This is a genomic window from Krasilnikovia sp. M28-CT-15 (genome assembly GCF_047159595.1).
In the GTDB taxonomy this organism is placed as follows: domain Bacteria; phylum Actinomycetota; class Actinomycetes; order Mycobacteriales; family Micromonosporaceae; genus Actinoplanes.
Genome location: NZ_BAAGAK010000001.1, coordinates 3,219,979 through 3,246,601, shown reverse-complemented (window position 1 = coordinate 3,246,601; position 26,623 = coordinate 3,219,979). Strand labels below are relative to the sequence as shown.

26 protein-coding genes are annotated in these 26,623 nt (G+C 71.6%); 6 read left to right on the top strand and 20 right to left on the bottom strand.

Annotated elements, in window-relative coordinates; all coding sequences use genetic code 11:
* Positions 1-113: 113 nt before the first annotated feature.
* From ACMCNO_RS15150 to ACMCNO_RS15110, 9 genes are all read right to left on the bottom strand, one after another.
* Entirely contained in the window at positions 114-1,115 is a 1,002-nt protein-coding gene (locus ACMCNO_RS15150) for a zinc-dependent alcohol dehydrogenase family protein (protein ID WP_412750070.1), read from the bottom strand.
* Positions 1,116-1,141: 26 nt separating this feature from the next.
* Positions 1,142-1,852, bottom strand: a complete 711-nt coding sequence (locus ACMCNO_RS15145) for a hypothetical protein (protein ID WP_412750069.1) — start codon at positions 1,850-1,852, stop codon at positions 1,142-1,144.
* Positions 1,852-2,658 carry a carboxymuconolactone decarboxylase family protein gene (locus tag ACMCNO_RS15140; protein WP_412750068.1) on the bottom strand — a complete coding sequence of 269 codons (807 nt, stop codon included), beginning with the start codon at positions 2,656-2,658 and terminating at the stop codon, positions 1,852-1,854. Before ACMCNO_RS15140 ends, ACMCNO_RS15145 begins: the two co-directional genes overlap by 1 nt.
* A gap of 57 nt (positions 2,659-2,715) precedes the next feature.
* Positions 2,716-3,450, bottom strand: coding sequence for an AfsA-related hotdog domain-containing protein (locus tag ACMCNO_RS15135; RefSeq protein WP_412750067.1), 735 nt, complete (start codon positions 3,448-3,450; stop codon positions 2,716-2,718).
* A 177-nt stretch (positions 3,451-3,627) separates the two neighbouring features.
* Complete coding sequence (locus tag ACMCNO_RS15130; RefSeq protein WP_412750066.1) at positions 3,628-5,061, bottom strand: hypothetical protein; 1,434 nt, start codon at positions 5,059-5,061, stop codon at positions 3,628-3,630.
* 334 nt (positions 5,062-5,395) lie between these two features.
* On the bottom strand, positions 5,396-6,106 hold the full coding sequence (locus ACMCNO_RS15125) for an alpha/beta hydrolase family protein (RefSeq protein WP_412750065.1): 711 nt from the start codon (positions 6,104-6,106) through the stop codon (positions 5,396-5,398).
* 97 nt (positions 6,107-6,203) lie between these two features.
* Positions 6,204-7,343, bottom strand: coding sequence for a S8 family serine peptidase (locus tag ACMCNO_RS15120; RefSeq protein ID WP_412750064.1), 1,140 nt, complete (start codon positions 7,341-7,343; stop codon positions 6,204-6,206).
* Positions 7,340-8,644, bottom strand: a complete 1,305-nt coding sequence (locus tag ACMCNO_RS15115) for a hypothetical protein (protein WP_412750063.1) — start codon at positions 8,642-8,644, stop codon at positions 7,340-7,342. The genes ACMCNO_RS15120 and ACMCNO_RS15115 overlap by 4 nt, the downstream gene beginning before the upstream one ends.
* Positions 8,641-9,036, bottom strand: a complete 396-nt coding sequence (locus ACMCNO_RS15110; protein WP_412750062.1) for a hypothetical protein — start codon at positions 9,034-9,036, stop codon at positions 8,641-8,643. The genes ACMCNO_RS15115 and ACMCNO_RS15110 overlap by 4 nt, the downstream gene beginning before the upstream one ends.
* A gap of 137 nt (positions 9,037-9,173) precedes the next feature.
* Here ACMCNO_RS15110 and ACMCNO_RS15105 point away from each other — a divergent pair, with 137 nt between their 5' ends.
* A complete protein-coding gene (locus ACMCNO_RS15105; RefSeq protein ID WP_412750061.1) occupies positions 9,174-11,480 on the top strand; it encodes a glycosyl hydrolase family 18 protein in 2,307 nt (768 codons plus the stop codon).
* 58 nt (positions 11,481-11,538) lie between these two features.
* Here ACMCNO_RS15105 and ACMCNO_RS15100 read toward each other — a convergent pair whose 3' ends face one another.
* The 4 genes from ACMCNO_RS15100 to ACMCNO_RS15085 all read right to left on the bottom strand — a co-directional run bounded on the left by ACMCNO_RS15100 (position 11,539) and on the right by ACMCNO_RS15085 (position 15,241).
* A complete protein-coding gene (locus ACMCNO_RS15100) occupies positions 11,539-12,123 on the bottom strand; it encodes a DUF305 domain-containing protein (protein WP_412753707.1) in 585 nt (194 codons plus the stop codon).
* A gap of 50 nt (positions 12,124-12,173) precedes the next feature.
* Complete coding sequence (locus ACMCNO_RS15095) at positions 12,174-13,034, bottom strand: lytic polysaccharide monooxygenase (RefSeq protein ID WP_412750060.1); 861 nt, start codon at positions 13,032-13,034, stop codon at positions 12,174-12,176.
* A gap of 148 nt (positions 13,035-13,182) precedes the next feature.
* Positions 13,183-14,541, bottom strand: coding sequence for a sensor histidine kinase (locus tag ACMCNO_RS15090; RefSeq protein WP_412750059.1), 1,359 nt, complete (start codon positions 14,539-14,541; stop codon positions 13,183-13,185).
* Positions 14,542-14,554: 13 nt separating this feature from the next.
* Entirely contained in the window at positions 14,555-15,241 is a 687-nt protein-coding gene (locus tag ACMCNO_RS15085; protein WP_412750058.1) for a response regulator transcription factor, read from the bottom strand.
* 36 nt (positions 15,242-15,277) lie between these two features.
* Here ACMCNO_RS15085 and ACMCNO_RS15080 point away from each other — a divergent pair, with 36 nt between their 5' ends.
* The gene (locus ACMCNO_RS15080; RefSeq protein ID WP_412750057.1) at positions 15,278-15,895 is read left to right on the top strand and encodes a hypothetical protein; all 618 of its coding nucleotides are present in this window, start codon (positions 15,278-15,280) and stop codon (positions 15,893-15,895) included.
* Between the two features lie 14 nt (positions 15,896-15,909).
* Here the strand turns inward: ACMCNO_RS15080 and ACMCNO_RS15075 are convergent, their stop codons facing one another.
* A complete protein-coding gene (locus tag ACMCNO_RS15075; protein ID WP_412750056.1) occupies positions 15,910-16,467 on the bottom strand; it encodes a helix-turn-helix domain-containing protein in 558 nt (185 codons plus the stop codon).
* 99 nt (positions 16,468-16,566) lie between these two features.
* Between ACMCNO_RS15075 and ACMCNO_RS15070 the strand changes: the two genes are divergently transcribed.
* Positions 16,567-17,241 (top strand): AzlC family ABC transporter permease, encoded by a 675-nt coding sequence (locus tag ACMCNO_RS15070; RefSeq protein ID WP_412750055.1) that lies wholly within the window; start codon positions 16,567-16,569, stop codon positions 17,239-17,241.
* Complete coding sequence (locus tag ACMCNO_RS15065; protein ID WP_412750054.1) at positions 17,235-17,543, top strand: AzlD domain-containing protein; 309 nt, start codon at positions 17,235-17,237, stop codon at positions 17,541-17,543. Before ACMCNO_RS15070 ends, ACMCNO_RS15065 begins: the two co-directional genes overlap by 7 nt.
* A 13-nt stretch (positions 17,544-17,556) precedes the next feature.
* On the opposite strand, the gene ACMCNO_RS15060 is transcribed toward ACMCNO_RS15065, so the two are convergent.
* On the bottom strand, positions 17,557-17,847 hold the full coding sequence (locus tag ACMCNO_RS15060) for a DUF1330 domain-containing protein (protein WP_412750053.1): 291 nt from the start codon (positions 17,845-17,847) through the stop codon (positions 17,557-17,559).
* 166 nt (positions 17,848-18,013) lie between these two features.
* Between ACMCNO_RS15060 and ACMCNO_RS15055 the strand changes: the two genes are divergently transcribed.
* Both ACMCNO_RS15055 and ACMCNO_RS15050 read left to right on the top strand, forming a co-directional pair.
* Complete coding sequence (locus ACMCNO_RS15055; RefSeq protein ID WP_412750052.1) at positions 18,014-18,670, top strand: heme oxygenase (biliverdin-producing); 657 nt, start codon at positions 18,014-18,016, stop codon at positions 18,668-18,670.
* Positions 18,671-18,789: 119 nt separating this feature from the next.
* Complete coding sequence (locus tag ACMCNO_RS15050; protein WP_412750051.1) at positions 18,790-20,391, top strand: GGDEF domain-containing protein; 1,602 nt, start codon at positions 18,790-18,792, stop codon at positions 20,389-20,391.
* A gap of 85 nt (positions 20,392-20,476) precedes the next feature.
* Here ACMCNO_RS15050 and ACMCNO_RS15045 read toward each other — a convergent pair whose 3' ends face one another.
* The 5 genes from ACMCNO_RS15045 to ACMCNO_RS15025 form a co-directional block, all read right to left on the bottom strand.
* Complete coding sequence (locus ACMCNO_RS15045; RefSeq protein ID WP_412750050.1) at positions 20,477-22,912, bottom strand: hypothetical protein; 2,436 nt, start codon at positions 22,910-22,912, stop codon at positions 20,477-20,479.
* Positions 22,913-23,013: 101 nt separating this feature from the next.
* On the bottom strand, positions 23,014-24,441 hold the full coding sequence (locus tag ACMCNO_RS15040) for an amidase (RefSeq protein ID WP_412750049.1): 1,428 nt from the start codon (positions 24,439-24,441) through the stop codon (positions 23,014-23,016).
* A gap of 98 nt (positions 24,442-24,539) precedes the next feature.
* Entirely contained in the window at positions 24,540-25,361 is an 822-nt protein-coding gene (locus ACMCNO_RS15035; protein WP_412750048.1) for a DUF1206 domain-containing protein, read from the bottom strand.
* Between the two features lie 73 nt (positions 25,362-25,434).
* Positions 25,435-26,091, bottom strand: a complete 657-nt coding sequence (locus ACMCNO_RS15030; RefSeq protein WP_412750047.1) for a hypothetical protein — start codon at positions 26,089-26,091, stop codon at positions 25,435-25,437.
* Positions 26,084-26,593, bottom strand: coding sequence for a SigE family RNA polymerase sigma factor (locus ACMCNO_RS15025; protein ID WP_412750046.1), 510 nt, complete (start codon positions 26,591-26,593; stop codon positions 26,084-26,086). Before ACMCNO_RS15025 ends, ACMCNO_RS15030 begins: the two co-directional genes overlap by 8 nt.
* Positions 26,594-26,623: the final 30 nt, after the last annotated feature.

Genomic DNA, 26,623 nt, shown 5'->3' with positions numbered 1-26,623 from the left:
GCGACCGGCCCGTGTTTTCCGGTGTTGGCAGGGCGTTGACCTGCACGGATACCGAAGGCGAGGGGAGATTTACCCAACCAGGACGGACAGTTCTCCGCCCCTGGCACCGACTGTCAGCCGGCGTCGAGGACCACCTTGCCGACGTGCGCTCCGGACTCCAGATACCGGTACGCCGCGTCGACCTCGTCGAAGCCGAACCGCTTGTCGATCACCGGGCGGAGGCCGTGATGCGCGATGGCCCGGTTCATCCGTTCGAAGGTCTCCCGGCTGGCGTTGGTGAGGCCCCGCAGGGTGAGCTGCTTGGCGAGCACCATCAGCGGGTCGGCGCCGCTGCCTTGGCTCAGCACCCCGACGACACTGATGTGCCCGCCCATGCGGGCCGCGCTGACGGACTGCCCCAGCGTGCCGCCGCCACCGACGTCGACGACGTGGTCGACCCCGCCCGCGGTGAGCGCGGCCGCCGCGGCTCCCCACTCGGGTGTGGCCACGTAGTTGACCACGTCGGTGGCCCCGAGCATTTTCAGCCGCTCCAGCTTCTCGTCCGAGCGGGACGTGGCGATGATCCGGGCGCCGCCGAGCGCCGCGAACTGCACCGCGAACGTCGAAACCCCGCCACTGCCCAGGGTGAGCACGCTCTGGCCGGGGGCCAGCCCGCCCTCCTCCACCACGGCACGCCACGCGGTGACGCCCGCGCTGGGCAGCGTCGCGGCCTCCGCGAAGTCGAGGTGCGCCGGGACCGCCACCACGGCGTGTTCGGCGAAGACCACGTACTCGGCCAGCACACCGTCCACCGCGCCGCCGAGGTCGTCCGCGGTCTTGTCCGGGGTGCCGGGACCCGACACCCAGCGGGGAAAGTACGTGCCGGCCACGCGGTCGCCGGGCGACCACCGCGTGACGTCGGCGCCGACCCGGACGACCTCACCCGCGCCGTCGGACAGCGCCACCACGTCCGCCTTGACCGCCTTCGGGTACCACCCCTTGGCGATCATCAGGTCGCGGAAGTTGACCGACCAGCCGCGCATGCGCACGAGCACCTGCCCCGGCCCGGGTTCCGGGGTCTCGCGTTCGCGCAGAATAAGGCTGCCACCTGGTTGTGGCAGGCAGAAGTACTTCACTATCGCCCCATTTCTCGATCGTGCCGTCAGGCCCCTCGCGCCGGCCAGTGCGTCGCCGCGGCAAGCTCCGCATCGATGCGTGCCAGCAGCCGCGGTGTGACCTCCTCGAGTGAGCCGATCAGGTGCCGCACGCCCCCCTCGGTCATGAATCGCCGTTGCCGGGCATGTGCGGCGCCGCTGGGAAAGCCGATGAATCCCGCGCCGTGGCTGCGCGCCGCCTCGGCCACCCGGCTGACATCGTCGATGAAGACGGCCTGGTCGAAATCGCAGCCGACGACGTCGCGGACGATCCACTCGACTCCTGGCCGATGGTCGTTCACGCTCACGTACGGATGCGCGGGATCGAGCAGATCCACGAGAGACCCGAGGTACGTGTCGAACGTGTGCTGCCGCGTCCGCCCGCCGTAGCAGACGACGCGGAGGTCCAGCCGCCGCAGCGACCGCAGGAACTCCGGCACGCCGTCGGCGACCTTGATGGGCCGCTCGCGCAGGTACCGCTCCCGTTCCGCCCAGAGTGCCGCCAGGGTGTCGGTGACCGGTTGGTCAAGCCCGCACAGCTGCGCGACGCGTTCCGCGACGACCACGTCGCGCAGGCCGATGATGTCCCGTTCGGCCTGCGCGTCGTACCGGCCGCCGTGGCGGGTGACGAAACGCTCGATGACGGCGAGGTACGTGTCGTCGATGAGGACACCGTCGCAGTCGACCGCGACCAGGCGGATCTTGCGGAATCCGTTCACTAGCTCTGGTCGCGCTCCGTGAACACGTCCCTGGCCACCGCCAGGGCATTGAGCGCCGCCGGGAATCCGGCGTAGAACGCCACGTGCAGCAGCGTCTCGACCACCTCCTGCCGGGTGCCGCCGACGTTGAGCAGGCCGTGGATGTGCACCTTCAACTGCGGCAGGGCCGCACCGAGCGCGGTGCACGCCGCGATCGTCACGATCTCCCGTTGCCTCAGGTCCAGGTGCGGCCGGGGGTAGATCTCGCCGAACGTGAACTCGATGATGTATCGCGCCAGGTCGGGCGCGATGTCCTCGAGCGCCGCCAGGACCTGCTTGCCCGCCTCGCCGTCGACCTGCTCCATCAGGCGCATGCCGCGCGCGAACCGGTCGCCGTCGATCGGGCCGGGTGAGCCCTGCCCGTCCTCCTCGTCGACCCCGGCGGTGGCCTCCTTGACCGCCGCGAGGGCGTTGAGTGCGGCCGGGAATCCGACGAACGAACTCGCCTGGACGATGGACTCGATGACCTGCCGTCGGCTGCATCCGACGTTCAGCGCCGCCTTCGCGTGAAACTGCAGCTGCGCGGAGGCGTAACCGAGCGCGGTCAGCGCGCCGAGCGTCGCCAGCTGCCGCTCGGGCAGCGGGAGTCCGCTTCGGTGGTAGACGCCGCCGTAGATGAACGCCACGCATTCCTCGCCGAAGGCGCCCTCGTCCAGACTCTCGAACAGGTCCAGCACCGCGGGACGATCCACAGCGCCCATGCGTTGGATCAGCCGCAGCCCCCGATCGAAATCGGGGTGCCGACCGGCACCCGGCTCGTCAACCATCGTCAGCTTCCTTTCCGTTGTGCAACAGGGCGAAAAGTTCGGGTCGGACACGCACGTTCACCGGTCGGCGGGCCCGGCGAGGTGGGCCCGGGCCGCCCGGGCGGCCCGGTAGCGCTCCAGGACGTCCATGCGGGCCTTGTCGACCATGGAATATTCGATCTCGGCCGACGCCACCACTTCGCCGTTCTGCCGCACGGAGGTCGACGCGCGGAAACGCAGACTGGTCTTCCGGCTGACATCCACATTGGTGATCTCGGCGAGCACGTCCGCGTTCAAGGCGAAAAGGAAGCTCTCGAACGTCAGATCCATGCGGTGCCACAGGCCCGCGTAGTCGTGGTGCGGCAGCTCCGGCCGGTAGCTCGTCTCGAACTGGGCGGTGCAGATCTGGCGCATGGCCTCGATGATCACCATTCCCTGCACATGCTTCCCGGAGGAGTGATCGAGGACGAGTTCGTTGTCGGCGTGGATCCGCAGACGGGCCGCGCAGTGGTCCCTGGAGGGGTTGCGGAGATCCGCCAGCAGCACGTTCTCCGCCCGGCTCTTGTGCACCGTGGCCGGTGGCACCGGCTGCCCCAGCATGGCGGCCGAGGACGCGAGGCGAATCCCGGACCCCCGGTCCACCACACTGATGGTACGCAGAACGTCCAGATCCGAGCGTTCTATCCCCTGGCCGGCATGGATCACCCATCCGGCACCGGATTCCGTGGTCTCGCCGCGGGCCGCCCGGGCCGTGAAGTCGGAGACGGCGAACACCTGCTCACCGTCGGCGAACTGCGCGAACCTGTCAGCCACCAGCAGGACGTGTCTGGTGCTGCCGCAGGTCGGCGGCATGCTGCGCGTGGCATCCTGCTCCTCACCCGGGCCTTCGGGTGGTGCGGAGTCCGTTCTGACCGCCCCCGAAGGGGCACTGACCGACATAGCCAACACGATGTCCCCCATACCATCTGTGCCCGACGGGCAACTGTGACGTCAATGCGGGCGCTGGGCGTCACGCAGCGCTTCCGCCAGGCTCTCGGCCGTCTTCGACTTGTGCCAGCCCGGGCCGGTGAGTTCCGTCGCCAGCACTTTCAGCATTGCCCGCACCATGTCCGGTCGCCGTCCGATGTCCGTGGACAGAAGAGGCTCGATCTCGGCGGCGGTGCCGTCGAGCTCGCCGAGCCGCAGGTGGGCGCGGGCCGTGTCGATCCGGATCATCGGATCCATCGCCTCCCACCGGAACTCCGGCGCCGACCGCTCGTACGCCTGGCGGGCCGTGCGAAGCTCCTGCAGGGCGAGGCCGGTGCGCCCCACCGACAGAAGCGACGTCCCCGCCATGTAGTACCGGCGATCCTTGCTGATGTTGAAGAACCTGTCCTCGTCGGTGACCGTGGGATCGGCGTCCTCGATTCTGGCCCACCGCCGCACGGCGTCCAGCACCTGCCGCTCCGCCCGGACGCTGGCCCAGCCCCGGGCCTCCGCCAGGATGAGCGGCGCGTCGGTCATCCCGCTGCTGACCGGGTAGGCCAGCGCGTCCGCGGCGAGCCGGGCCGATTCGGCGCCGTTGCCGGCCCAGTACTCCACTCGCGACTGTGCGGTCCGCACCCAGCGCCGGGCGAGGTGGTCGTCGGCGTACTGGCTGTACAGCCAGGCCGCGGAATTGAGCTCCTGCGCGGCACCGTAGCGTCCCAGATCCGCCGATATCCAGGCCATCATCGCGCAGCATTTCGCGCTCAGCAGGTACAGATTCCTCGCCTGCTTCGGCCGTTGCCGTCCCTGCAACAGCGTCGCGGCCTGCTCACGCACGAAGGACAGCTGGCGAAGGATCGACTTGGGTGTCGTGTGGGTGTAGGCGTCGCCGAGATGACCCATGTCCGACCACAGGTCGTCGAGCTGGGCGTCGTCGACGTTCGTCGTGGTCAGCGTCATCGCCTGTTCCAGCGGGCTGACCGCCGCGCCGGGCGGCGGGTACGACGGCGCGACCGTCCCCGTGGTGTGAAGACGGTGTCCGTCCGCCGCCGGGGACGGCGCGGAATGGTATTCGGCGAGATCCTTCGGCGGCAGATTCTCCAGGTCGCGAAGATCGAGCAGGGACTGCCATTCGGTGCCGTACACCTGAGCCAGTGTGCGCAGTGCGTGCAACGGCGGTCGTACGCCGCGGTCCGGCCATTGTTCGTATTCCCAGATGCGGGAACCGCGCATCCCCGCGCGGGGGTCCGCGGTGACCGCGTTGTAGTGGCGCGCCGCCAGGTCGAGCGACAACTCGGCGGCCATCCGCCATGCCGTACGCGGCCTGATCTGGCACTCCGCGATCAGGTGCGCCGCGAGCTGGGCGGAGATGATCTCGGCGGGGAAGCCAAGCGCGGCCAGCCGATCGCGCATCTCCGTGCGGTAAGCCTTGCTCCCCGCCTTGACCTGCCGACTCATCTCTCATCCCGCACGGGGTTGATCTTCATTGGAGCCGATGTGGTGGGCCGGGGACGGTTCGCGGGCCAGGCGAGGTGAGATCGTCGCTGACAACGGCCTTCTCGTCCAATGCCGACCCCCGTCCGTCAACATATCGGTCTGCCACGATACTGTCGCTCAGGGACACCGTCAAAGCTCTGTGAAAAAGTACGCAGGCGAGCCCGGTTTCGGTTATCGACCCCCGCAAACACATGGGTGTCGATCATTGTCGTGAGATCGGGCTCGCCCATCCGCCGCGACGCTCTGACCAGCGTGGACACGCCGGCAACGCTGATCCACAAAGATCAATTGGCTCTCAAATGATCTTTGCGACCAGGTCCACCGCCTGCTCGATCGCGCGCCGGGACTCGTCGGTGTCATCGAGGATGTCGAACGAATGACGGCCGTTCGGGACGTCCACGATCTCGAGCCGTGCGCCGCAGGCCTCGGCGGCGGCGACGAACTCCGCCACGGTCAGCGCGAACTCGGGCCGCTCCCGGCCCACGCGGGTCACCACGATCGGCAGGGCACCGGCCTCGGCGACCGCGTGCGCGGGGTTGAACCTGGTCCCGTACTCGGGTGGGCACGACAGGAGACCGTACGTGGCGGACACGCAGCGCAGCCACGACGGCGAGGCGCGCAGCCAGTCGGCCATGAGCGGGGAGCCGCCGGAGAAGAACCACAGCGCCACCCGGTCCGCGTCGACGCGCGGGTCGGCGCGCAGCAACTCCGCCGCCGCGGCGACGTCGTCGGCCGCCAGCGGATAGTCCGTGAGGGCGTGCAGCCGGTGGTCGACGGTCGCGCCGACCAGCCCGCGGGCGGCCGCCAGCGATCCGTACGCCCGGAAGATGGGCCAGTCCCGGGGCCTCGTCGGGACCTCCTCGGGCACGGGGCCACCGTGGACGAACAGGACGGCGGGACGCGGCGCGGCCGTGTCGGGCAGATACAGGTCGACCGTGCCGTGGCGTTCGCGCTCACGGACGTCGACCGGCAGCACGAACTCGTTCAGGTACTCGGGAAGCGCCATCGCCCGATCGTAGCGAGACCGCCACAACCGACCCAGCGGTTATCGATGCGCCGGGGTCCGCAGTGGACGCACGCACTCGCGTGGAGACGGTGGCGGGTCAGGAAGGCCGACGGCGGCGCCAGAACACCACGGTGAGCACGGCGGCGACGGCCAGCAGGACTCCCCCTACGAGGAGAGCCAGCGACAGCGGGCTGGCCGCCCGGGGCAGGTCCCGGGGGTCGACCTTGGACGCCTGGGCCGGTGGTGCCGGTGCCGCGTCGGTCGAGGGTGAGGCGGAGACCGCGGGGGCGTCGGGCAGCGGTTCGATGTCGGCGGTCAGGGCACGGACGATGTCCAGCCGCCCGTACCCGTAGGTGTCGTCGCGTCCCGGTGCGCCCGCGTCGTCGGCGGCCGCGGTGAGCCGGTGGACCACCTCGGCCGCGCTCATGGTGGGGTACTTCGCGCGGATCAGCGCTGCGGCACCACTGGCCACGGCGGTGGCCTCACTGGTGCCGTTGGACAACCGGTATCCGGACTCGTTGATGCCGGTGGTGACAATGCGGTCGCCCGGAGCGACCAGATCGACCTGGGGGCCGGTGACCGAGAACTTGGCGATCTTCCGGTTGGCGCTGTACGCGCCGACGGTGAGCACCTCCGGGTACTTGCCGGGGTAGTCAGAGTTGGCCCCGTCCTTGCCGCGGTTGCCGGACGCGGCGACCACCACGATGTCGTGCGCCAAGGCGTTGCGGATCGCCTCGTGATCATCTTCATCTTCGGCCGTACCGAAGGACATGTTGATCACGCCAGCGTGGTGCGCAATGGCGAAGTCGACCACATTCTTCAGGGACTGACTCGAGAAGCCGCCGACCGACGTGGCGATCGGAAGGATCTTCGCGGCGGGTGCGATGCCGAGCACGCCCGCGCCGGAGCCATGCCCGCGACCCGCGATGAGGCCCGCCATCTCGGTGCCGTGACCATCGATATCCTGGCGGCCGGTGGGGTCCGTCGCGTATTTGCCGTGGTAGGTGTTGTACCCGGGCAGGACCGCCCCGGCGAGGTCGCGGTGTTTCGCGTCGACGCCGGTGTCGATCACCGCGACAACGACCCCCTCGCCTCGGGTGATGCGGTGCGCCTCGGGGATCTTCAGATCCGAGAGGTGCCACTGCTGGTCCCGGACGTTGTCCGCGGCGGCCGGCGCCGCGGACAACCCGACCAGGACCAGTGCGGTAGCCGCGCCGGCCGCGAGGCGCCTGATCACCGTGGGAAACCGAGCACGCCCGGCCCGGGATCGTGCCTCGTCACGGTGGCGTCCGGGACGATCACGGCCTGCACGCCGTCGGCGGTCGCCCACTGCTGATCGGCCTCGCCCTCCGGCAGCATGGTTCCGTCCTCGGTGCGCCGACCGGCGCGCTGTCCCTGCGCGCCGAACGGCGACTGGCCCCGGCCGCCGGGCCCATGTCCGTCGGCCCCGATCACCGCGCCCGAGGGCATCCCACGACGCATCGGCACGGCCTGCCGGCTCGCGGCGGCGCCAGGCCCACCGGAGATGCCCAGGCCACCGGCCGAGGCACCGAGGCCGCCGGCACCACCGGAACCCGAGGCGCCGAACCCCGCGACACCACCGGTGCCCAGCACGCCGGCACCACCAGCGCCCAGCACGCCGAGCGCTCCGGCCCCACCGGCACCCGCGATCAGCCCGAGGGCCGCGTTTCCGCCGCCGCCTCCGATCACCGCGCCCGGCAGGGCGCCACCGGCCGCCGATCCGCCCGGATATCCGCCCAGGCCCTGGCCCGGCAGCAGCCCCGCCGGGGTGATGGTGGACCCGGCGAGTCCAGGACCGACACCGGAGGACGCGTCGTGTCCGGGCATCGGACCGAGCCCGGTGTGCGCCCCGGTGTTAGCGCCGGTGTTCGCGGCCTGCGGCGGCTCGCCGACGAGCACCGGATGATGCGGGACCGCGACCGGCACCGGCCGCGCATGGATCGTCGCCGGCCCGGAACCTTGCCCCGGGTCTCCCTGATGGCCAGGAGGGAAATCGGTTCCGTCGTCGCCGTCCTTGCGCAGGATCATTTTGAACAGCTCGGGGGCCCGGATCTGCGGGTTGTGGTCCTGGATCGCGGCCTCGGCCTCGCGCATCGCCTGCTGGGCCTGCTCGTCGTACTCGTCCTCGGCGTGGTCGATGAAACGCGGGATCCAGTCATCGCTGACCTCGGCGCGCCCATCAGCCAGGGTCCGGATCGTGCTCTGCGCCGTGCCGATCGCCTCCATGACGCCGCGCAGCCCCGCCCGGGTGTCTTCCGCGCAGGTCAGGGTCTCGGTCATCGAAGTGGCCAGTTGACCGATCAGGAATTGGAACCGATGCGCCGACTCGTTCTTCTCCGGCGGCCACACCGCGGCCAGATCCTCGCCGGCCTTGAGCAGCCTGCCGTGCTGTTCGCGGACCGAGGTGGCCAGGCCCTCCCAGGCCAGCACCCGGTCGGCTCCGGTGCAGGAGTTCTCTTTCCGCAGCATCTCCCAGATGGCGGGAAGATTGTAGGAGTCCCAGTTCGTCGCGCTCACAGCAGCGGTTCCTTCCCGGCCTGATCGATCGCGGCGTTCGCCGCGCGGACCGCTCCGGCCATCAGGTCCTCGACCTTGCGGTGGGCCGCCGCGGAACTCATGTCGGACGACGCGAACATCCGCGCGATCTCATCCGCCGCCTGGGCCAGCGCGCCCGCGGCCGTGTGGTAGGCCCGCAGGTTCGCCTCGGTGTGCGCGAGGGCCAGCGCGTAGCGGTTCTTGGCCTCGGTCACCACGCCGCTCGGGGTGATCCGGGCGCCGAACTCCACGCCGTGCCCGTGCAGGGTCGCACCCCGCTGCGCCGCGTCGGCGAGACCACCGTCCGCCTGCCCACGCATCCCGTGCGCGACATCGCCGACACCGTCGGTGTCGATCTGCACTCCATCAGGCACGCTGCCTCCCCGTTTGCTGTGACGCCGTCGTTGATCATATCGGCGGAGCCCCGATCGTGTTGCCCCCCAGGGTTGACGTATCGACGGACATCTTTGTAACTTCAGTTAGGATTGTTAACTGTACGGAGGTGTCCCCGGTGCTGACCCCACGACGCCCCACTCCACGACAGCGGTCCCTGCTCGGCCTCGCGGCCGCCCTGCTGGCCAGCGGCGCCGCGGTCGGTGTCGCCGCACCGGCCCACGCCGCGGCCGGGCTGACCGCCACGTTCTCCTCGGCCGACAACGGCAGCTGGTATCTCGACAGGTACGTCATCGCCAACCCGACCCCCGCGCCGATCACCGGCTGGACCCTGGAGTTCGACCTGCCGCCCGGCGTGACCATGGGCTCCGGCTACAACGGCACCGTCACCACCAGCGGCGATCACGTCACCGTCGGCAACGCCCACTACAACGGCACCGTGGCGCCCGGCGGCACCACGGAGCCGTACAGCTTCTGGTTCATCGCCAACGGCTCCCCGGCCGCGCCACTGAACTGCCGGATCAACGGCAACCGGTGCGACGGCGGCCCGGACCGCGCGCCGGGAGCCCCGACCGGGCTGGCCGTCACCGGCCGGACCACCACGACCGTGGCGCTGTCCTGGACGGCGGCCACCGCCGGGGACTTCCCGGTCGCGTCGTACGACGTGTACCGCGGTGGCGCCCTGGCCGCCAGCGTCACCGCCACCACCGCGACGGTCACCGGGCTGGCGCCGAAGACCGGGTACTCCTTCACGGTGCGGGCGAAGGACACCCGTGGCAACGCCTCCGCCGACAGCGCGGCCGTCTCCGCCATCACGCGCGACCCGGCCGAGGACACCACCGCTCCCCCGCCGCCGGGCGGACTGCGCACAACGGGACGGACCGCCACCAGCGTGAGCCTGGCCTGGAACGCGGTCACCGACGCCAGCGGCATCGCCGGATACGACGTCTACCGGGGCTCGATCCTCGCCACCAGGGTCGGGCCCACCACCGCCGCCGCGACCGTCGGCGGGCTGACCCCGCTGACCTCGTACACGTTCACCGTCCGGGCGCGCGACACCTACGACAACGCCTCGCCGCCCAGCGCCGCGGTGACCGTGACCACCGACGACGCGGTCGGCACCGGCAACTACGCGAAGGTGGGCTACTTCGTGCAGTGGGGCATCTACGGGCGGCAGTACTTCGTCCGCAACCTCGACACCTCGGGCGCCGCGGCGAAGCTGACCCACCTCAACTACGCGTTCACCAACCTCGACCCGGTGAACCTCACCTGCATGAACGGGGTGACCAGGGGCACCACCCAGAACCCGCAGGACCCCGACCAGGGCACCGGCGCGGGCGACGCGGACGCCGACTACGCCCGGCCGATGAGCGCCGCGCAGTCCGTGGACGGGGTGGCCGACACCGGCTGGGAGCCGCTGCGCGGCAACTTCAACCAGCTGCGCAAGCTCAAGGCCAAGCACCCGCAGCTGAAGGTGCTCATGTCACTCGGCGGCTGGACCTACTCGAAGTTCTTCTCCGACGCGGCCGCGACGCCCACCACCCGGGAGAGGTTCGTCCGCTCCTGCGTGGACATGTACCTGCGCGGCAACCTGCCCGCCTACAACGGGGCGGGCGGCGCGGGCAGTGCCGCCGGCATCTTCGACGGCATCGACCTGGACTGGGAGTGGCCGGGGGCCGAGGGGCACGCGGGCAACCACTGGGGTGCGCAGGACAAGGCGAACAACACCGCGCTGCTGGCCGAGTTCCGCAAGCAGCTCGACGCGCTCGGTGCCACCACGGGGCGGCGTTACCTGCTCACGGCGTTCACCCCGGCGGACCCGGCGAAGATCGCCGCCGGTTGGGACATCAGCGCCTCGGGCGTGTTCCGCTCCCTGGACTTCGCCAACGTCCAGGGGTACGACTTCCACGGCGCGGGCAGCGACAACTCGTGGGAGCCGAACCGTACGGGACACCAGGGCAACCTCTACCGCGACGCGCAGGACCCGTACCCGTTCGAATTCAGCGTCGAGCGGGCGATCCAGACGTACCTCGCCGCGGGCGTGAACCCCCGGCAGCTCACCGTCGGCGTCGCGTTCTACGGCCGGGGCTGGCAGGGGGTGGCCGCCGGCCCGGCGGCCGACGGCGAATGGCAGTCGGCGACCGGCGCCGCGCCCGGGCAATTCTCGGAGGAGGCCGGCACCCGCGGGTACGCCAACCTGCTCGCCTCGGTGCCCGGCTGCACGGTGCACCACGACGCGCAGTCGGTGGCCACCCACTGCTACACCGGCCCGGGCGGGCAGTGGTGGACGTACGACGACGCGTGGTCGCTGGCCCGCAAGACGGCATGGACCAAGGAACGCGGACTGCTCGGCGCGATGATCTGGGAGATGTCGGGTGACACCGCCGGAGGGGAACTGATGACCGCGCTGGACGGCGGCCTCTGACCCGACATGGCGGCCGGGCCGCCGCACCGTCTTCGGACAGGTACGGCGACCCGGGAACCTACTCGTTGAGGAGCGTCAACATCTGCTGGATCTGATCGGTACGGGACTCCACGACGCGGCGGGCGAACTCCTTCGTTTCGGCGTTCGCCCCGTCCGCGGCCTCCTTCGTCGCCATCTCCACCGCGTTGTGCTGGTGGCCGATGAAGAGGTTGAGGAGCCGACCGTCGAATTCGGACTTGCCGGTCTTCTTCAGCGCCGCGATCTGCTCCGGCCCGGTCGCCGGCAGCCCGCCGTGGCTGGCGTGTGCCGCCGGGTCGGTGTCCACGGCGACGGGTTTGGACCAGCCGCGCAGCCACGACGTCATCATGCTGACCTCGTCGGTCTGGGTGGCCGCCACGGCGGCGGCCAGCGTCCGGACGTTCTCCCGCTGCGCCTCGGCACCCAGACGCGCCAGTTCCAGTCCCTGCTTCTCGTGGGCGACCATCATCTGCAGGAACATCACGTCGGTGTCGTTGTGCGCGCCGTCGGCACGCACGGCGGCCGCCGACCCGGATGTCGCCGGGTCAGCCGTCGCCGCGCCGCCCGCCGCCGACCCCGCGGGCTGCCGGGCCGGCGCCCCCGTACCGCAGGCGGTGAGGGCCAACGGCAGGACGACGGCGAGCACGGCGACCCGGTGCAGCCGCTGACGCTGTCTCACAGCGGCAACCAGAGCGCCAGCGTGAACTGCGAGGGCTCCCAGCCGCGCAGCGCGGTGTGCCCTTGCCGGCACTGGTAGCTCTTGCCGTTGAACGTCACCTGATCGCCGGTGCGGTAGCTCGTCCCCGCCGCCCAGGTCCCCGCCGCGCCACCGGGCTGGCTGGTGCTGCCGGGCTGGCTGGTGTTGCCGGGCGCGCTCGGGCTGCCGGGCTCGCTCGGGCTCCCGGACTGGCTGGGGGTGCCCGGCTGGCTGGGGGTGGTGTCCGGCTGGCTGGGCTGGGACGGCGTGGCCGGCGGAGTCGTCGGCTGTCCCGTCGGTTCGGGAGCGGAACCGCCGCCGCCACCGACATTGAGGTCGATGCAGTTGTAGAACGCCATCGGGGTGTCGCCGATGTTCCACACCGCCAGCACGGTCTGCCGCCCGGGGAACGCACTCAGGTCGACCTGGTGCGTCACGACCGCCTCCGGCTGCTTGTTGCCGTCGTCGAAGACGGCGACCCGCTTGTCGCCGATGAAGTACTCCCAGGTGCTGGTGCGGTGGCGCGCGGTCAGGGCCCAGCTGAACGAGACGGTCTTGCCGACCGCCTTGGCGGGCCAGTTGCGGCTGTTGTCGTTCAGCACCGCGAACTGGGACAGCCCGCCGTTGCAGTTGCGCTGACCCTTCGGGCCCTCGACACTCTGCGGCTCGAACTGGATCGGTCCACAGTCGGGTACGGCGCGCGCCGCGCACAGGGCCTGCCGGCTCGGCGGCGACGACACGTACCCGTGTGCCGAGGCGGCCGAGCCGGTGGCGGCGAGCGTCGCTCCGGCGGCCGCGATCGCGGCAAGCGGATAGGTGATCAGTCTGCGCATGGCCATCGTCTACTCAACCCGTTTCTGTCGATCGGATCGCCGGAGGTTCCGACGGATCTCGAGTAACGGTCAGGACGCTAGCCAGGGGTGCCTCAAACGAACCTTAAACGTTTCGGAAAGGGCCGTGAAACCACGCTGCGCCCCTGCTCGACGACTATCCGCGTGGCGAATTCCGTACTGATCCGAACAGTCCACGCCGCCGAGGCGGCGCTGCCACGGCAGCCTGCAGAGCGGTGCCGGCCGGTTCCGGGGCGGCCAGGACGACCGCCAGCCGAGCCCCGCCGAGCGGCCCCCGGCTGATCTCGAGCCGCCCCCCGGCGGCGGCCGCGACCCGCTGCACGATGTCGAGGCCGAGCCCCGTGGACCCCGCCCCGCTCGACCCACGCCGCACCGCGGCGGCCGGGTCGGCGATGCCCGGACCCGCGTCGTCGACGATCAGTGCGCGCTCGGAGATGGAGACCTCGAAGGCACAACCCTCCGGCGTGTGCGCGAACACGTTGCCGAGCATGGCGTCCACCGCGAGGATCAGGTCGCCCCGCGACACCGGCACGGGGACCGGCCGGTCGCCGCCGGTCACCGTCCACGGGCGCTGCTGGTCCTCGGCCAGCACGGACCAGAACGCCAGCCGGTCGGCCAGCACCTCGACCAGGTCGGTGGTCTCGGCGGTGTGCCCGTCGGTGCCGCGGCGGGCACCCGTGATGATTGCCTCCAGCTCCTCGTCGAGCAGGTCGCAGGCCTGACGCATCCGGTCACCGATCGGCCCCGGCGGCATCGCGTCGGCGTCGAGACGCAACGCCGTCAACGGGGTGCGCAGCCGGTGCGACAGGTCCGCGGCGAGTTCCCGCTCGGCGACGAGGAGGCGGCGCATGTCCCGCGCCATCGCGTTGAACGCCTGCGCCGCGTCGCGCAGCTCGGGTGGGCCCTCGGGAACGACCCGGGCGCTCAGGTCGCCGCGGCCCAGTTCGCGCGCCGTGCCCGCCAGCCGCCGCGTCGCCCGCACGATGCGGCCGCCCAGCCGGTCCGCCACCAGCGTCGAGCCGATGACCAGGACGACGGCCACCGCACCCAGCGCCAGCCACGCCCGCCACACGCCACGCTCCATGTCGGAGCGGGTCACGTACACCTCGATCACGGCCGTGCGGCCGTCGCGGATCACCGTGGGCGACAGGTACGACACGCCCGTCCCGGCCTCGGTGGTGACCGCGCGCCGGTACCGGGCGGCCAGCGCCACATCCGCCGGGTCGGCGTGGGCCGCGCCGATCGGCGCCATTCCGGGCAGGTGCACCGCCAGGCGCCGCTGGCTGCCGGCCGCGGTGCTGGCCACCGCCAGGGTCAGCAGCCTGGGGTCGGCGTCGATCGCGAGGGCCGCGACCATCGCGCTGGCCTGCTGCCGGGCGTCACCGAACGCGCGGTCGTGTGCGAGCTGCCGGGTGACGACCGCCAACGGCACCAGGAAGGCCAACGCCACCATCGACGTGATGGCCAGCGCCAGCCGGTTGAGCGCCCACCTCATCGCGGTCCTTCCCTCAGCCCGGGTCGACCATCATCACGCCGACGCCGCGGATCGTACGCAGCATCCGCGGCTCGGCGGCCGTCTCCCCGAGCTTGCGGCGCAACCAGGACAGGTGGACGTCGATGGTCTGCTCCTCGCCGATGCGCGGCTGCCGCCACACCTCGGTCATCAGCTCCTGCCGGCTCACCACCTGACCGACCCGCTCGGCCAGGTACGTCAGGACGTCGTATTCGCGCCGGGTGAGCTTGATGGCTTCGCCGTTCATCGAGACACAACGCTCACTGCGGGCGATCACCAGGGGACCGACCGTGATCGTGCTGTTCTCGTCGGCGGCACCGCTGCTGTAGCGGCGCAGCACCGCGTCGATGCGGGCGAGGATGTGCTCGCCCGAGAACGGCTTGGTGACATAGTCGTCGGCGCCCGCGTGGAGCAGGTGGATGATGGCGTTCTCCGATTTGCGCGCGGTGGCCACCACGACCGGTACGTCCGACACCGACCTGATGAGGCGCAGTGCGTCCGTTCCGTCCATATCGGGCAGGCCCAGGTCCAGCAGGATGAGCGTGGGCGGGTGGTCGGCGAGGATGTCGAGCGCCTCGCGCGCCCGGCTCACCGCGTGCACCACGTGGCCGGCGTCGGTCAGCGTCCGACGCAGTGCCGCGGTGATGATGCGGTCGTCCTCGACAAGCAGGATCAACGCCATAGGATCAAACATAGAGGCAGGTGAGAGGCGGTAACCGTGCGACTACTGCGAGGCTGGGCACCGATGCTCGGATGGCTGGCGGCCACCGTGGCGGGCATCGCGCTGTCCTCTGTCGCGCTGTTGCCGGTGCTGCGTGCCGCCGCCCCGGCCGAGCAGGCGCTGACCTCCGTGCACGAGTTGGCGGGCGAGGCGGCGCGAGCGCGGCCGTCCGTCACCGTGCCCGACGACGTGCCGGCCACCACGCCCGCCCCACCCGCCCCCTCGTCGGCCTCGCCCACGCCCTCCCCCAGTCCGTCGCGCCCGGAGGCCACCCGATCCCGGAGCGCGCCCCGTGCGCCGGAGACGGAAACGCAGACGGAAACGCAGACGGAGACGGAGACCCGGGACGGGTGGACGGTCACGACGGACGCGGCCGGGGTCACCTCATACACGCGGTCGTTCCTGGTGGAGGGCGGCCAGGCGGTGATCCGGATGAGCGACGGGCGGGTGCAGCTGGTCACCGCCACGCCCGCCGCCGGCTACTCGGTGGAGAAGGTGCAGCAGACCCCGGACAACCTGGCCGTCTTCTTCATCGAGCAGGGTCACCATTTCGTCATCCACGCGGTCTGGCGGGACGGGCAGCCGTTCGCCGAGGTGAGCGAGATCGGCGGCTGAGCCGGCACACCGGGCTAGCGGTGTTCCATCACCAGGACCGCCCAGGTGCCGGGCGCCAGCCCTTCGTACAGGTGCGGCGCGTCGCCGGGGAATGACACGTAGTCGCCCGGCCCCAGCTCGACGGTCTCCCCCGTCGGCCCGGCCCGGAGCCGGCCCGCGGCCACGACGACGTGTTCGACGCTGTGCGGGATGTGTGCCTCGGCGTGCCGCGCCTGTCCCGGCTCCAGTTCCATGACGTACAGATCCCGGCGGGCGTGGTTGGAACCGGCCGCCAGCAGGGTCGCGATGAAGTCGGCGCTCTCGGCCCGCAGGCGCGGCCCCTCGCCCGCGCGCAGGACGCGCACCTGGGGCGCGGGCGGCTCGACGAGCCGGCTGAACGGGACGCCGAGCGCGACTCCGAGCGACCACAGCGTCTCGATGCTCGGGTTGCCGGTCCCGGCCTCGAGCTGGGAGAGCGTGGACTTGGCCAGGCCCGCGCGGCGGGCCAGCTCGGCCAGCGAGATGCCGGCCCGCTCACGTTCCCGGCGCAGCGCGGCGGCGATGGTGGCCAGCGGCGGGGCGGGCTGCTGCATGTTCGCTCCATCGGTCGGTTCGTTCGGTTTGACGAACAGCGGGTCGGTCGTTCATTATTCTGAACCATGCGTACGCCAAGTCGAACGCCCGATCGGGCCTTGCGACGCGACGCCGCCGCCCTCGCCGCCGCCATGGTCGCCGTCGGGGCGTCGTTCGGCGCCATCACCGTCGCGTACGGGCTGCCCGTCTGGGTGCCGGTGGTCATGTCCCTGATCGTGTTCGCGGGCGGCTCCCAGTTCCTCGCGGTCGGCCTGATCGCGGCGGGCAACCCGGTCGCCGCCGTGCTGGCCGGGCTGCTGCTCAACGCGCGGCACCTGCCGTTCGGGCTGGCGGTCGCGCACGACGTCGGTCCCCGGCCGCGCCACCGGCTGCTCGGCAGCCACCTGATGACCGACGAGGTGGTGGCGTTCACACTGGCGCAGAACGATCCCGCACGGCGCCACCGCACCTACTGGCTGATCGGGGTCACGCTGTTCACCTCGTGGAACGTGGGCACCGCCCTGGGCGTGTGGCTCGGCGGCGCCACCGGCGACCCCACGGTGCTGGGGCTCGACGCGGCGTTCCCGGCCGGGCTGATCGCACTGGTCCTGCCGTCCTTGCGCGACCGCGACACCCGCCTGACGGCGCTTCTCGGCGCGGGCCTGGCGGTGCTGCTCACGCCGATCCTGCCCGCGGGACTGCCGGTGCTGTGTGCGCTGCTGGGGCTGGCCGCCCTGTTCCGCCCCCGCCGCCGCACCCCGGCGGACGTACCCGAAGAGGCGGCCGCATGCTGATCGCCGCCATCGTCGCGCTGGCCGTGGGCACCTACACCATGCGGCTCGCCGGGGTCCTGCTGCGCGAACGCCTGGATGTCCCGGCCGGGCTGCAGCGCCTGCTGCCGATGGCCGCCGCGACCCTGCTCACCGCACTGGCGGCGACGGCCGCGCTGACCGCCGGAGGCGCGTTCGCGGGCGTCGCGCGCCCGGCCGGGGTCGCGGTCGGGGCGCTGCTGGCGTGGCGCCGCGCGCCATTCGTCGTGGTCGTGATCGCGGCGGCCGCCACGGCCGCCCTCCTTCGCCTGGCCGGTATCGCCTGACCGGGGCCGTGAACTAGGCGGCGCCGCGCACGGTCAGCACGACACCGTCCGTGGCGGCGTGCCGGTCCTGCACGATCCGCTGGTACTCCGGCGAGCTCCCCCAGGCGGTGAGAGCGTCCTGATCCGGGAACGACAGGACGACCACCTTGTCGCCGTCCCACTGCCCCTCGGCGACGCGGGGATCCTCGTCGGACACCAGCAACCGGCCGCCGAACTGCGGCAGCAGCGACGCGACGCCCGCGGCATAGCGGTCGTAGCGTTCGCGGTCGTGAATGGACAACTGGGCGATCACATACACCGTCACAGCGCGACAGTACCGACCGTCATCGATCACCCCGAGCCGCCATGTCGGGAATCACATCCACTGTGCGGACGACTGCGGACCCGGCCCGCGCGATCGTCTGGCGGATCAGCGACCGCCACTGAGAGGATCGTGGGCGTGGCCACCCGAGCCGCCCGGAAGGATCCACATGACGACCTTCGCCGCCCGCCTCCGCCGCGCCACCATGGTCGAGCATCGCGAGGCCGAGACCCGAGGCTTCATCACCCGGCTGATGGCGGGCGGCGTGCCGCGCGCCGGGTTCGCCGCGCTGACCGCCCAATACCTGTTCATCTACGCCGAGCTCGAGGCGGCGGCCGACCGGATGCGCGCCGACAAGACCGCGGCGCCGTTCGCCGACCCGGCGCTGACCCGGGTGCCCGCCCTGGAGGCCGACCTCGCCCACCTGTACGGCCCCGGCTGGGCGAGCACGATCACGCCGCTCCCGGCCACCCAGCGCTACGTGCGGCGCCTGCACGAACACTGTCGCGCCTCGGCACCGCATTTCATCGCCCACCACTACGTGCGCTACCTCGGCGACCTCAGCGGCGGCCTGCTGGTCGGGCGCTCCGTGGCCACCACGTACGGGCTGGGCCCGGACGGGGTGCGCTTCTACGCCTTCGACGGCGTCGAGCACCCGAAGGCGTACAAGGCCGCCTACCGGGCCCGGCTCGACGCCCTGCCGCTGCCGGACGAGCAGCTGGACACCGTCGTGGCGGAGGCGCAGCTCGCCTTCCGGCTGAACGCGGCCGTCTTCGAGGAACTCGGCACGGCGTACCCGGCGACGACCCTGCCGTCGCCGGTCTGACTGCCGAACGCCCCCAGCAACAGCGCCACCACCAGCCCCACCAAGAGCATCGAGCCCCGGCGCCCCGGCTAAGGCGACGACGGCCGGGGCCGATGGGAAGCCATATAGGGGGTGGACCGATGGATGTCAGTGCGATGGGTACCGAGGAGTTGTCGGCTGCCCTGCTGGCGATAGAGGAGCAGTTCGCTCCGGACGCCGCGACCGGCCTTGCCGCCGCGATCGAGCTGGAGCACCGGGCCACGGCGCTGGGCGACGAGGGGCTCGTCATGCGTGCCCGGCTCTGCCGGGCCAACATGGGTGTACGCGGCGGCGAGATCACCGGGGTGGCCCGGGAGGTCTACGACATCCAGAAGTGGGCCGCCGAGCACGGCGACCGCCCGCTGGAGGCCCGCGCCCACGGGATGTGCGCACTGATCCAGCGGCTGTCCGGTGACGCAGCCAAGCGCCTGGAACACTCGCTGACCGCGGTCGAGCTGCTCGACGAGACCGCCACCATGTACATGCAGATCGGGTACCGCACCCGGCTGGGCGACGCGCTCGCCGAAACCGGCGCGATGGACGCGGCACGGCAGCGCTACCGGCAGGCCGAGGAACTGGCACGCACGGCGCGGCACTGGCAGCTGCTGAACCTCGTGCACAACAACTGGGCGCACTACGAGTACGAAGGCGGCGACGTCGTCCGGGCCCGCGAGGTCATCGGCCGGATGGTCGCGGACGCCGACGCGCACGGCCTCGAAATCGATCCGCCGACCCTGCACACGGTCGGTGAGGTCCAGGCCGCCAACGGCGAGTACGCCGCGGCCGAGCAGACCATGCTGACGTGCATCGCCCGGTACGAGGCGGGGCAGATGGAGGCCGTCGCCGACCTGGCCTACTACCGGCTCACCCTGGCCCGCGCCCGGCGCGGACTCGGTGACGTCGTCCGCGCCCAGGAGAGCCTGGACGCCTGCCGGACGCTGTGCGCCGAACTGGGACTCCAGGAGATCCTGGTCGAGGTGCACGAGGAGCAGGCCGACCTGCACGCGGCCCGCGGTGACCACGTCGCGGCGTTCGCGGAACTGAAGCTGTTCATCGCCGCCCGCGAGGGCGTGCGCTCGCAGGAACGGGAAGCGCAGGCGCAGGCCCGGCAGGCCATGTTCGAAACCACCGAAGCCCGCGAACAAGCCGAACGGTTCCGCGAGCAGGCCCGCCGCGACCCCCTCACCGGCCTGTACAACCGCCGCTACGTCGACGAGGAACTTGCCCCCCTCATCACCAGCGACCCCGGCCTGAGCCTCGCCATCGCCGACATCGACCACTTCAAACGCATCAACGACCAGCTCTCCCACGAGACCGGCGACCAGGTACTCATCCAGGTCGCCAAACTCCTGGAAATCGGTCTCACCGCCGCCAACCCCCACGGATTCGTCGCCCGCCTCGGCGGCGAGGAATTCCTGCTGGCACTGCCCGGCACCCCGGCCACCGTCGCCACCACCATCCTCGACGACATCCGCCAGGCCATCGGCGGACACGACTGGCACGACATCACCGGCGGCCTACCCGTCACGGTCAGCATCGGCGTCGCCGCCGTCGCCGAAAACTCACCACCCAGCCAGTCCGCCACCCTGGCCGCCGCCGACCGCAACCTCTACGCCGCCAAACGCGAAGGACGCAACCGCGTCATCGCGGGTACGCCCCGTGAGCGCCTGCTCCGCGCCTACCGCGACCGCGACGTGGCCTGACACACCACTGGGGACAGATGCGGACCGGCCCGGTGGGCGGGGCCGCGAGCCCCGCCCACCGGGCCGGTCAAGGTCGTGCCGTACGTCAGTTGTTGAGTACGGCGGTCGCCGAGTACTCACCGTTGAGCTGGTTGTACGCCACCATGTGGTAGCGGGCCCCGGCGGTGCCGTTCGGGTCCCAGAACGACTCGGTGTTCGTGCCGGCCACCAGGCCGATCCGGTCCACCAGGTGCACCTCGCCCGGGACGGTCAGGTCGACCGACACGAAGACCTGCGCGAAGGCCGCGTTGGCGGGCGCCGCCTCGCTGTACGAGCTGGTCGTCCAGCCGTTGCCGTTGTCGACCGAGCCGTAGTTCGAGGTCGCCATGCGGGCGATCATCGTGCCGCCGGCGGTGAACCAGACGATGCCGGCGCGGGCCCGGTGCCCGGTGTTGTTGAGCGCCCGGTACGAGGAGACCGAGGTGTACATCTGGCCGGGCGTGACCGGGACCATCCGCGTGGTGGCGGCGCTGATCTGACCGGTGTTGGCGGACGTCAGGGCGAGCGAGTAGCCGCCCCGCACACCCGACCCGGTGTACGCGCTGACCGACGTCTTGTAGCCCGCCGTGTAGTCGGCCGCGATCCCGCTCTCCAGGCTCGCCTCGTTGACGGTGAGCAGGTTGCCCGGGATGGCCACGCTGCCGAGCGGCATGTCGGCGACCTGGACGCCGTTACGGAAGATCCGGTAACCGGCGACCGGGGCCACCGCCATCGCGGTCGACTCCTTCCAGGTCAGCTCGTTGCCGTTGACGACCAGGTTGGTCGGCGTCTCGACGGCCTGCGAGGTGACCGTACGCACCAGCGTCGGGATGTTGCCGACGAGCTGGTTCGTGCCGGACTGGCCGGTCGGGTCGGCCGGGTCGCTCAGCACCGTGCCGACCGGCGCGGTCAGCCCGCCCCGGGCGCCGACGTGCACGCCGTACAGGGTGGTCGGCCGGGCCTGGTTGTCCTCGATCACGTTGTTGTAGATCTTGTCGCCGGTGCCCAGCGAGACGCCGACGCCGGAGGTGTCGAACGCACCCGCGCCCGTGCTGTAGGACAGCGAGCCGCCGAAGCCGGCGTTGACGATCCGGTTGCCCGTCACCGTGTCCGGGGCGTCCTTGGCGACGCTGGTGTTGCCGATGAGCAGCACACCGGACAGTGCCGGGTTGACGATGAGGTTGTCCCGGATGACGTTGTTGCCGCCGGGGCGCAGCAGGTGGTCCGTCGTGCTGGTCAGGCTGTTGTGGGTGGGGTCGGCGTCGATGGTGCCCCAGGACTTGTCGCCGTCGGTGTAGTCCTCGTACGAGGAGGTGATGCCGGCCCAGTACGAGTTGCGGATCTCGTTGTTCGCGACGAGCGTGTTGCGCGGCTGGCCGATGTCCTTGTTCTCGCCGGCGTGGGTGTACTTGACGTTGGACTGCAGGATGATGTGGCCGCCCACCAGCAGGTTGCCGGTGACCTGGGCGCCGGGCACGTCCTCGAGGTACATCGAGCCGTAGTCGCCGACCTTGCGGGGCGCCAGCAGGGCGGCGTTGTCGCTGTGCACGACGTTGTTGCGGATGACCGTGTCGACGGCGTTGGTGAAGTCGAACGAGTTGCCGCGGATGCTGCGGTCCCACTGGTTGTTCTCGATCACCGCGGTGTCGTTCTCGAGGCCGCCGCCACCGCCGATGTTGTCTTCCTCGCCCGACTCCGCGCCGCCCCAGTTGTCCCAACGGTTGTCGATGACGTGCACGTTGCCGGCGTTGTTGATCCAGAGCTTGAAGTACTCCAGGTTCGTGAACCGCACCTGGCGCACGGTCCAGTTGTCCGCCACGCTGATGCCGCCGCCGGTGTTGTCCTTGGCCAGGGCGCCGCTCCAGCGGTCCTTGTCGCGGAAGTCGCAGACCTCGCCGGGCCGGGAGACCGGGACGTTCGGGTCGGCCTGACCCGCGCCGATGCGGCAGTTGCCGTTGACGGTGAGGTCCGAGACCAGGTTGCTGCTACCGGCCCAGTTCTGGTTGTCCTGGTAGCGGATGACGAAGCCGAAGTTGATCCAGTACGCGGGGTCCAGCGTCAGCGTGGTCTTGTTGATGCCGCTGCCGCGCAGGTTGACGTTCGGCGGCAGCAGCAGCGGGCGGCTGAGCCAGTAGTTGCCCTCGGGGATCAGCACGGTCGCGGTCTTCGCCGGGGTGACGACGTCGCCGCCGGCGTCCAGCACGGCCGGCGACGTCTTCGCGGCGGCCCGGGCGATCGCCTTGTAGAGGCCGGCGTGGTTCTCCACGCTGCTCGCGTTGACCGCCTGGTCCACCTCACAGGAGGCGTCCGCCTGGCATTCCGCCACGGTCATCGGCGCGGGCGCCACCGTGGCCGCCAGCGAGTACGGCGTGTCGGGCAGGCTCTCCGCGGCGAACGCGGACGAGGCGACGGCGAACGGGGCGGCGACCAGCGGCAGCATGGCCGCCGTGAGCGCGCGGGCGGTACGCCGGGCGCGCGTGGCGCTCTTGGGGCTCTTGCTCATGAAGCGGGCAACTCCGTGGTCGGGCGTGATGCGGACTCTGCCGAGAGTGACGCGCCCGGCTCAAGGCAGCCGCAAGCCCGGTTCTGGATTTGCCGGGCCACTCAGCCCTGCCTGACGGCCTCGTCGAGGTCGCCGTCCGGCCAGTACCGCGCCCACTGTTGATCGTCTTCCAGCTGCGCGGCGAGCGAGACGAGCAGCGGTTCGCTGTTGGCCGGACCCAGCAGCTGCGCGCCGACCGGCAGCCCGTCCGGGGTGAAACCGGCCGGGACGTTGATGCCCGGCCATCCCAGGACGTTCCACGGCCAGGCGTACGGGCAGGCCGCGATGATCGCCCGATCCGTGTTCCAGCTCGACAGCGTGTCGCAGGCGCCGATCCTGGGCGGCGGGGTCGCGGTGGTCGGGGTCAGCACCACGTCGAACCGGGTGAAGATGGCGCCGATCCGCCGGCGCGAGCGCGTTTCCGCCGCCCGGGACAGGCGCAGGACCGGTCCGCCGAGGATCCGGCCCTGCCGCGCGTTCTGCCTGGTCCGCCGGTCCAGCAGCGTCTGGTCCGGCATCCGGCTGGCCCAGTCGCGGACACCGGCGGTCGCCCGGGGCACGAACGCCAGGCCGATCAGGCCGTAGCGCGGATCCGCCTCGACCACGTCGTGGCCCAGCCGGGCCAGCACCCCGGCGACGTCCATGACGGCACGCCGCACCGCCGGGTCCAGCGGCCGGGGCACACCCCCGTGGAACGCGCTGCGCAGCGAGAGCGCGATGCGCAACCGGCCCGGGTCGCGCCCCACGGCCGGCTGGACCGTCAGCGGCGACGGGCGGTGCCGGTCACCGGGGTGGCTACCGGCCACCACGTCGAGCAGCAGGGCGGCGTCGGCGACCGTACGGGCCAGCGGTCCGTAGCCGGTCAGGCCCTGGAACGCCTCCGCATGGGGCCAGGTCGAGACCCGGCCGCGCTGCGGCTTGATCCCGACCAGGTGCGTCCACGCGGCCGGGATCCGTACCGACCCGGCGCCGTCGGAGCCGAGCGCGGCGGGCACGAGACCGGCGGCGACCGCGGCCGCCGCGCCACCGGACGAACCCCCGGGGGTGTGCGCCGTCGACCACGGGTTGCGGGTGGCGCCGAACGCCGATCCCTCGGTGAACGGCCACTGCCCGAGTTCGCAGGTGTTGGTCTTGCCGACCACGACCGCGCCGGCCGCCCGCAGCCGCCGTACCGCCTCGGCGTCCGTTGTCTGCGGCGAGAACTCACCGCCGCAGCCGAACGCCGTCGCCTCCCCCGCGACGTCGATGTCGTCCTTGACCGCCACCGGCACACCCAGCAGCGGCAGCCGGTCACCCGCGGCGAGGCGGCGGTCGGCGGCGGCCGCCTCGGCAAGCGCCGCCTCGCCCCGTACCCGGCGGAACGCGTTGAGCGTCCGCTGGGTCGCGGTGATGCGATCCAGCGCCCGCTGCACCAGGACACGTGACGTGACGCTGCCCTCGGCGAGCGCGTGGGCCTGGTCGAGCAGACCGGTCGGAGTGGCGTCGGGCATCGGGAACCCCTGTCGTCGGCGCGGACAGCCAAACGACAGGAACGATAGGACTTGCGGGCCGCCATGCATAGCCCTGCCTCGATGGAGAAGATCCGCGGTCAGACCTTGCGGTAGCGGGCCTGCGCGAAACAGAAGACACCGAACGCCGCGAAGCCGAGCGCGATCAGGCCCAGCAGCCAGGGCCCCCAGCTCTGCCCGGCCAGCGTCCGCAGGGCGCCGTCGAGCCCGCGCGCCTTGTCCGGGTCGTAGGTCACGGCCGCGGCGACCACGAGCACCCCGGCGATCGTGTACGCGACACCCTTGGCGACGTAACCGCCCACCCCGAACCGCCGGACCGCACGGTGCACGGTCGCGTTCATCTGCCCGGTGTGCAGATTACGCTCGAACTTCCTGCTCACGCCGTACCAGAACAGCCCCAGCCCCACGCCCACGACGACGGCCCCCACCAGCCCGACCAGCCAGCGACCGCCGGTGGCATTGAGCAGGTGCGACGTGGTGCGTTCCTGGCTGTCGGCCGACGATCCGCCCGCGCCCCGCACGACCATGACACCGGTCCAGGCGAGCCAGAGGTAGATGACGGCGCGGCATCCGCTGACCACCCGTTCCGCGACCGCGGCCCGGCCCCGCTGCCCGCGTTGCCCGATGGCCGCCGCCAACCCCTGCCAGAGGGCCAGCGCCACCATCCCCGCGACGACCACCAGGACCAGAACTTTCCCCAACGGCTGCGCCGCGAGGGTCTGCAGGGCGCCGCGCTGGTCACCCTCCTGGGCCGGATCACCCAACGCCACCCGCAGCGCAAGCCAGGCGAACAGCAGATGGACGACCCCGTAGCAGACGAAGCCGCCACGGGCCAGGCGTTGCACGGCGGGGCTGTCGGCGGCGCGGCGCGCCGCGTGCGGGGCGTGTGCGGTGATGCTCATGGCCATTGAAGTCACCCGTGGCGCCGGTTTCGAAACCTGCCCGGCGCCGCGGGTGACGGGCCCGTCCTCGCGGTCAGGCGGTCGGGCGGTACTGCGCCTCGACCACGCCGACCCACGCTCCCCAGCGCCGCACGCTGACCTCGAGCCGCGGGCCGGCGTTCGTCTCGCCGCTGTAGCTACTGCCGTCCTGGTGCTCCTGCAATCCACAGTCGTGCAGCGCCTGCCCGAGCGCACGGACCGCGTCGAGGGCCTGGTCCTCGGTCGCGTACTGCGAGACGCGGTACCGCGCCCGGGCGTCGCCCCGACCGGTGAAGGCGCTGGTGAACTGCTGCTCGGGTGCGGTGATGCCGCCGGGCCAGCCGTTGCACGCGCCGTGGAGACCGGCCTGCGGAAGCGCGACGACCTCGGAGTCCCCGGAGTCGAGCTGCCAGTGCAGAACCGCGTCCTTCGGCAGGTCCGAGGGCTTCAGGTTCTGCACCACACCGTGCGGTTTGAACGGGTTCTCACCGTCCGGGGCCACGCTGGTGCCCGCCGGGGAGAGGCCGGTCGGGGGCGGGCCGGGTGCCGGTTGCGTCCACGAGCTGACACCCACCGCCGCGGCGGCGAGCACCGCCACGGCGACCAGGCCCCCTTTCTGCCGGGCCCGGCGGCGCTCGCCGCGCGCGCGTACGGCCTGGGCGGGCGCCAGTCGCACCGGGACACCATCCAGTAGCTGCTCGACGTCAGCCATTCGCCACAACCCCCTCGTCGTACCTGTCCATGTGCCCGAGCTGCGCGCCGAGCAGTTTGCGAGCCCTGCTGAGCCGGGTCCGTACCGCGCCGCTCGACGAGCCCGTCTCGCGCGCCACGTCCTCGACCGGCAGGTCGAGCAGGTGGTGCAGGACCACCACCCGCCGCTGGTCCGGGGTCAGCTCGCGCAGCGCCGCTATCAGCGCGACCCGGTCCTCGGACAGCCCGGGCAGATCCGGTTCCGGGCCGTGCCGCAGCTGAGCGCGAAGCCGGTTACGGGTACGCCGCCAGGTGCTGATCGCCAGCCGTGACGCGACGGTGCGTACCCAGGGCAGCGGGTCTCCCTGCTGGGTGAGCCGACCCCATCGCTGCCACGCCCGGGCGTACGCCTCCTGCACCGCGTCCTCGGCCTCGGCCAGGTCCCCGGTCATCGCATAGACCGTGGCGACCAGCCGTTTCGCCGTGGCGGCATAGAAGGCGTCGAACTCTGCTTCGGTCGACATCCGTGCTCGGCTCCTGTCCCGTACTGCCTG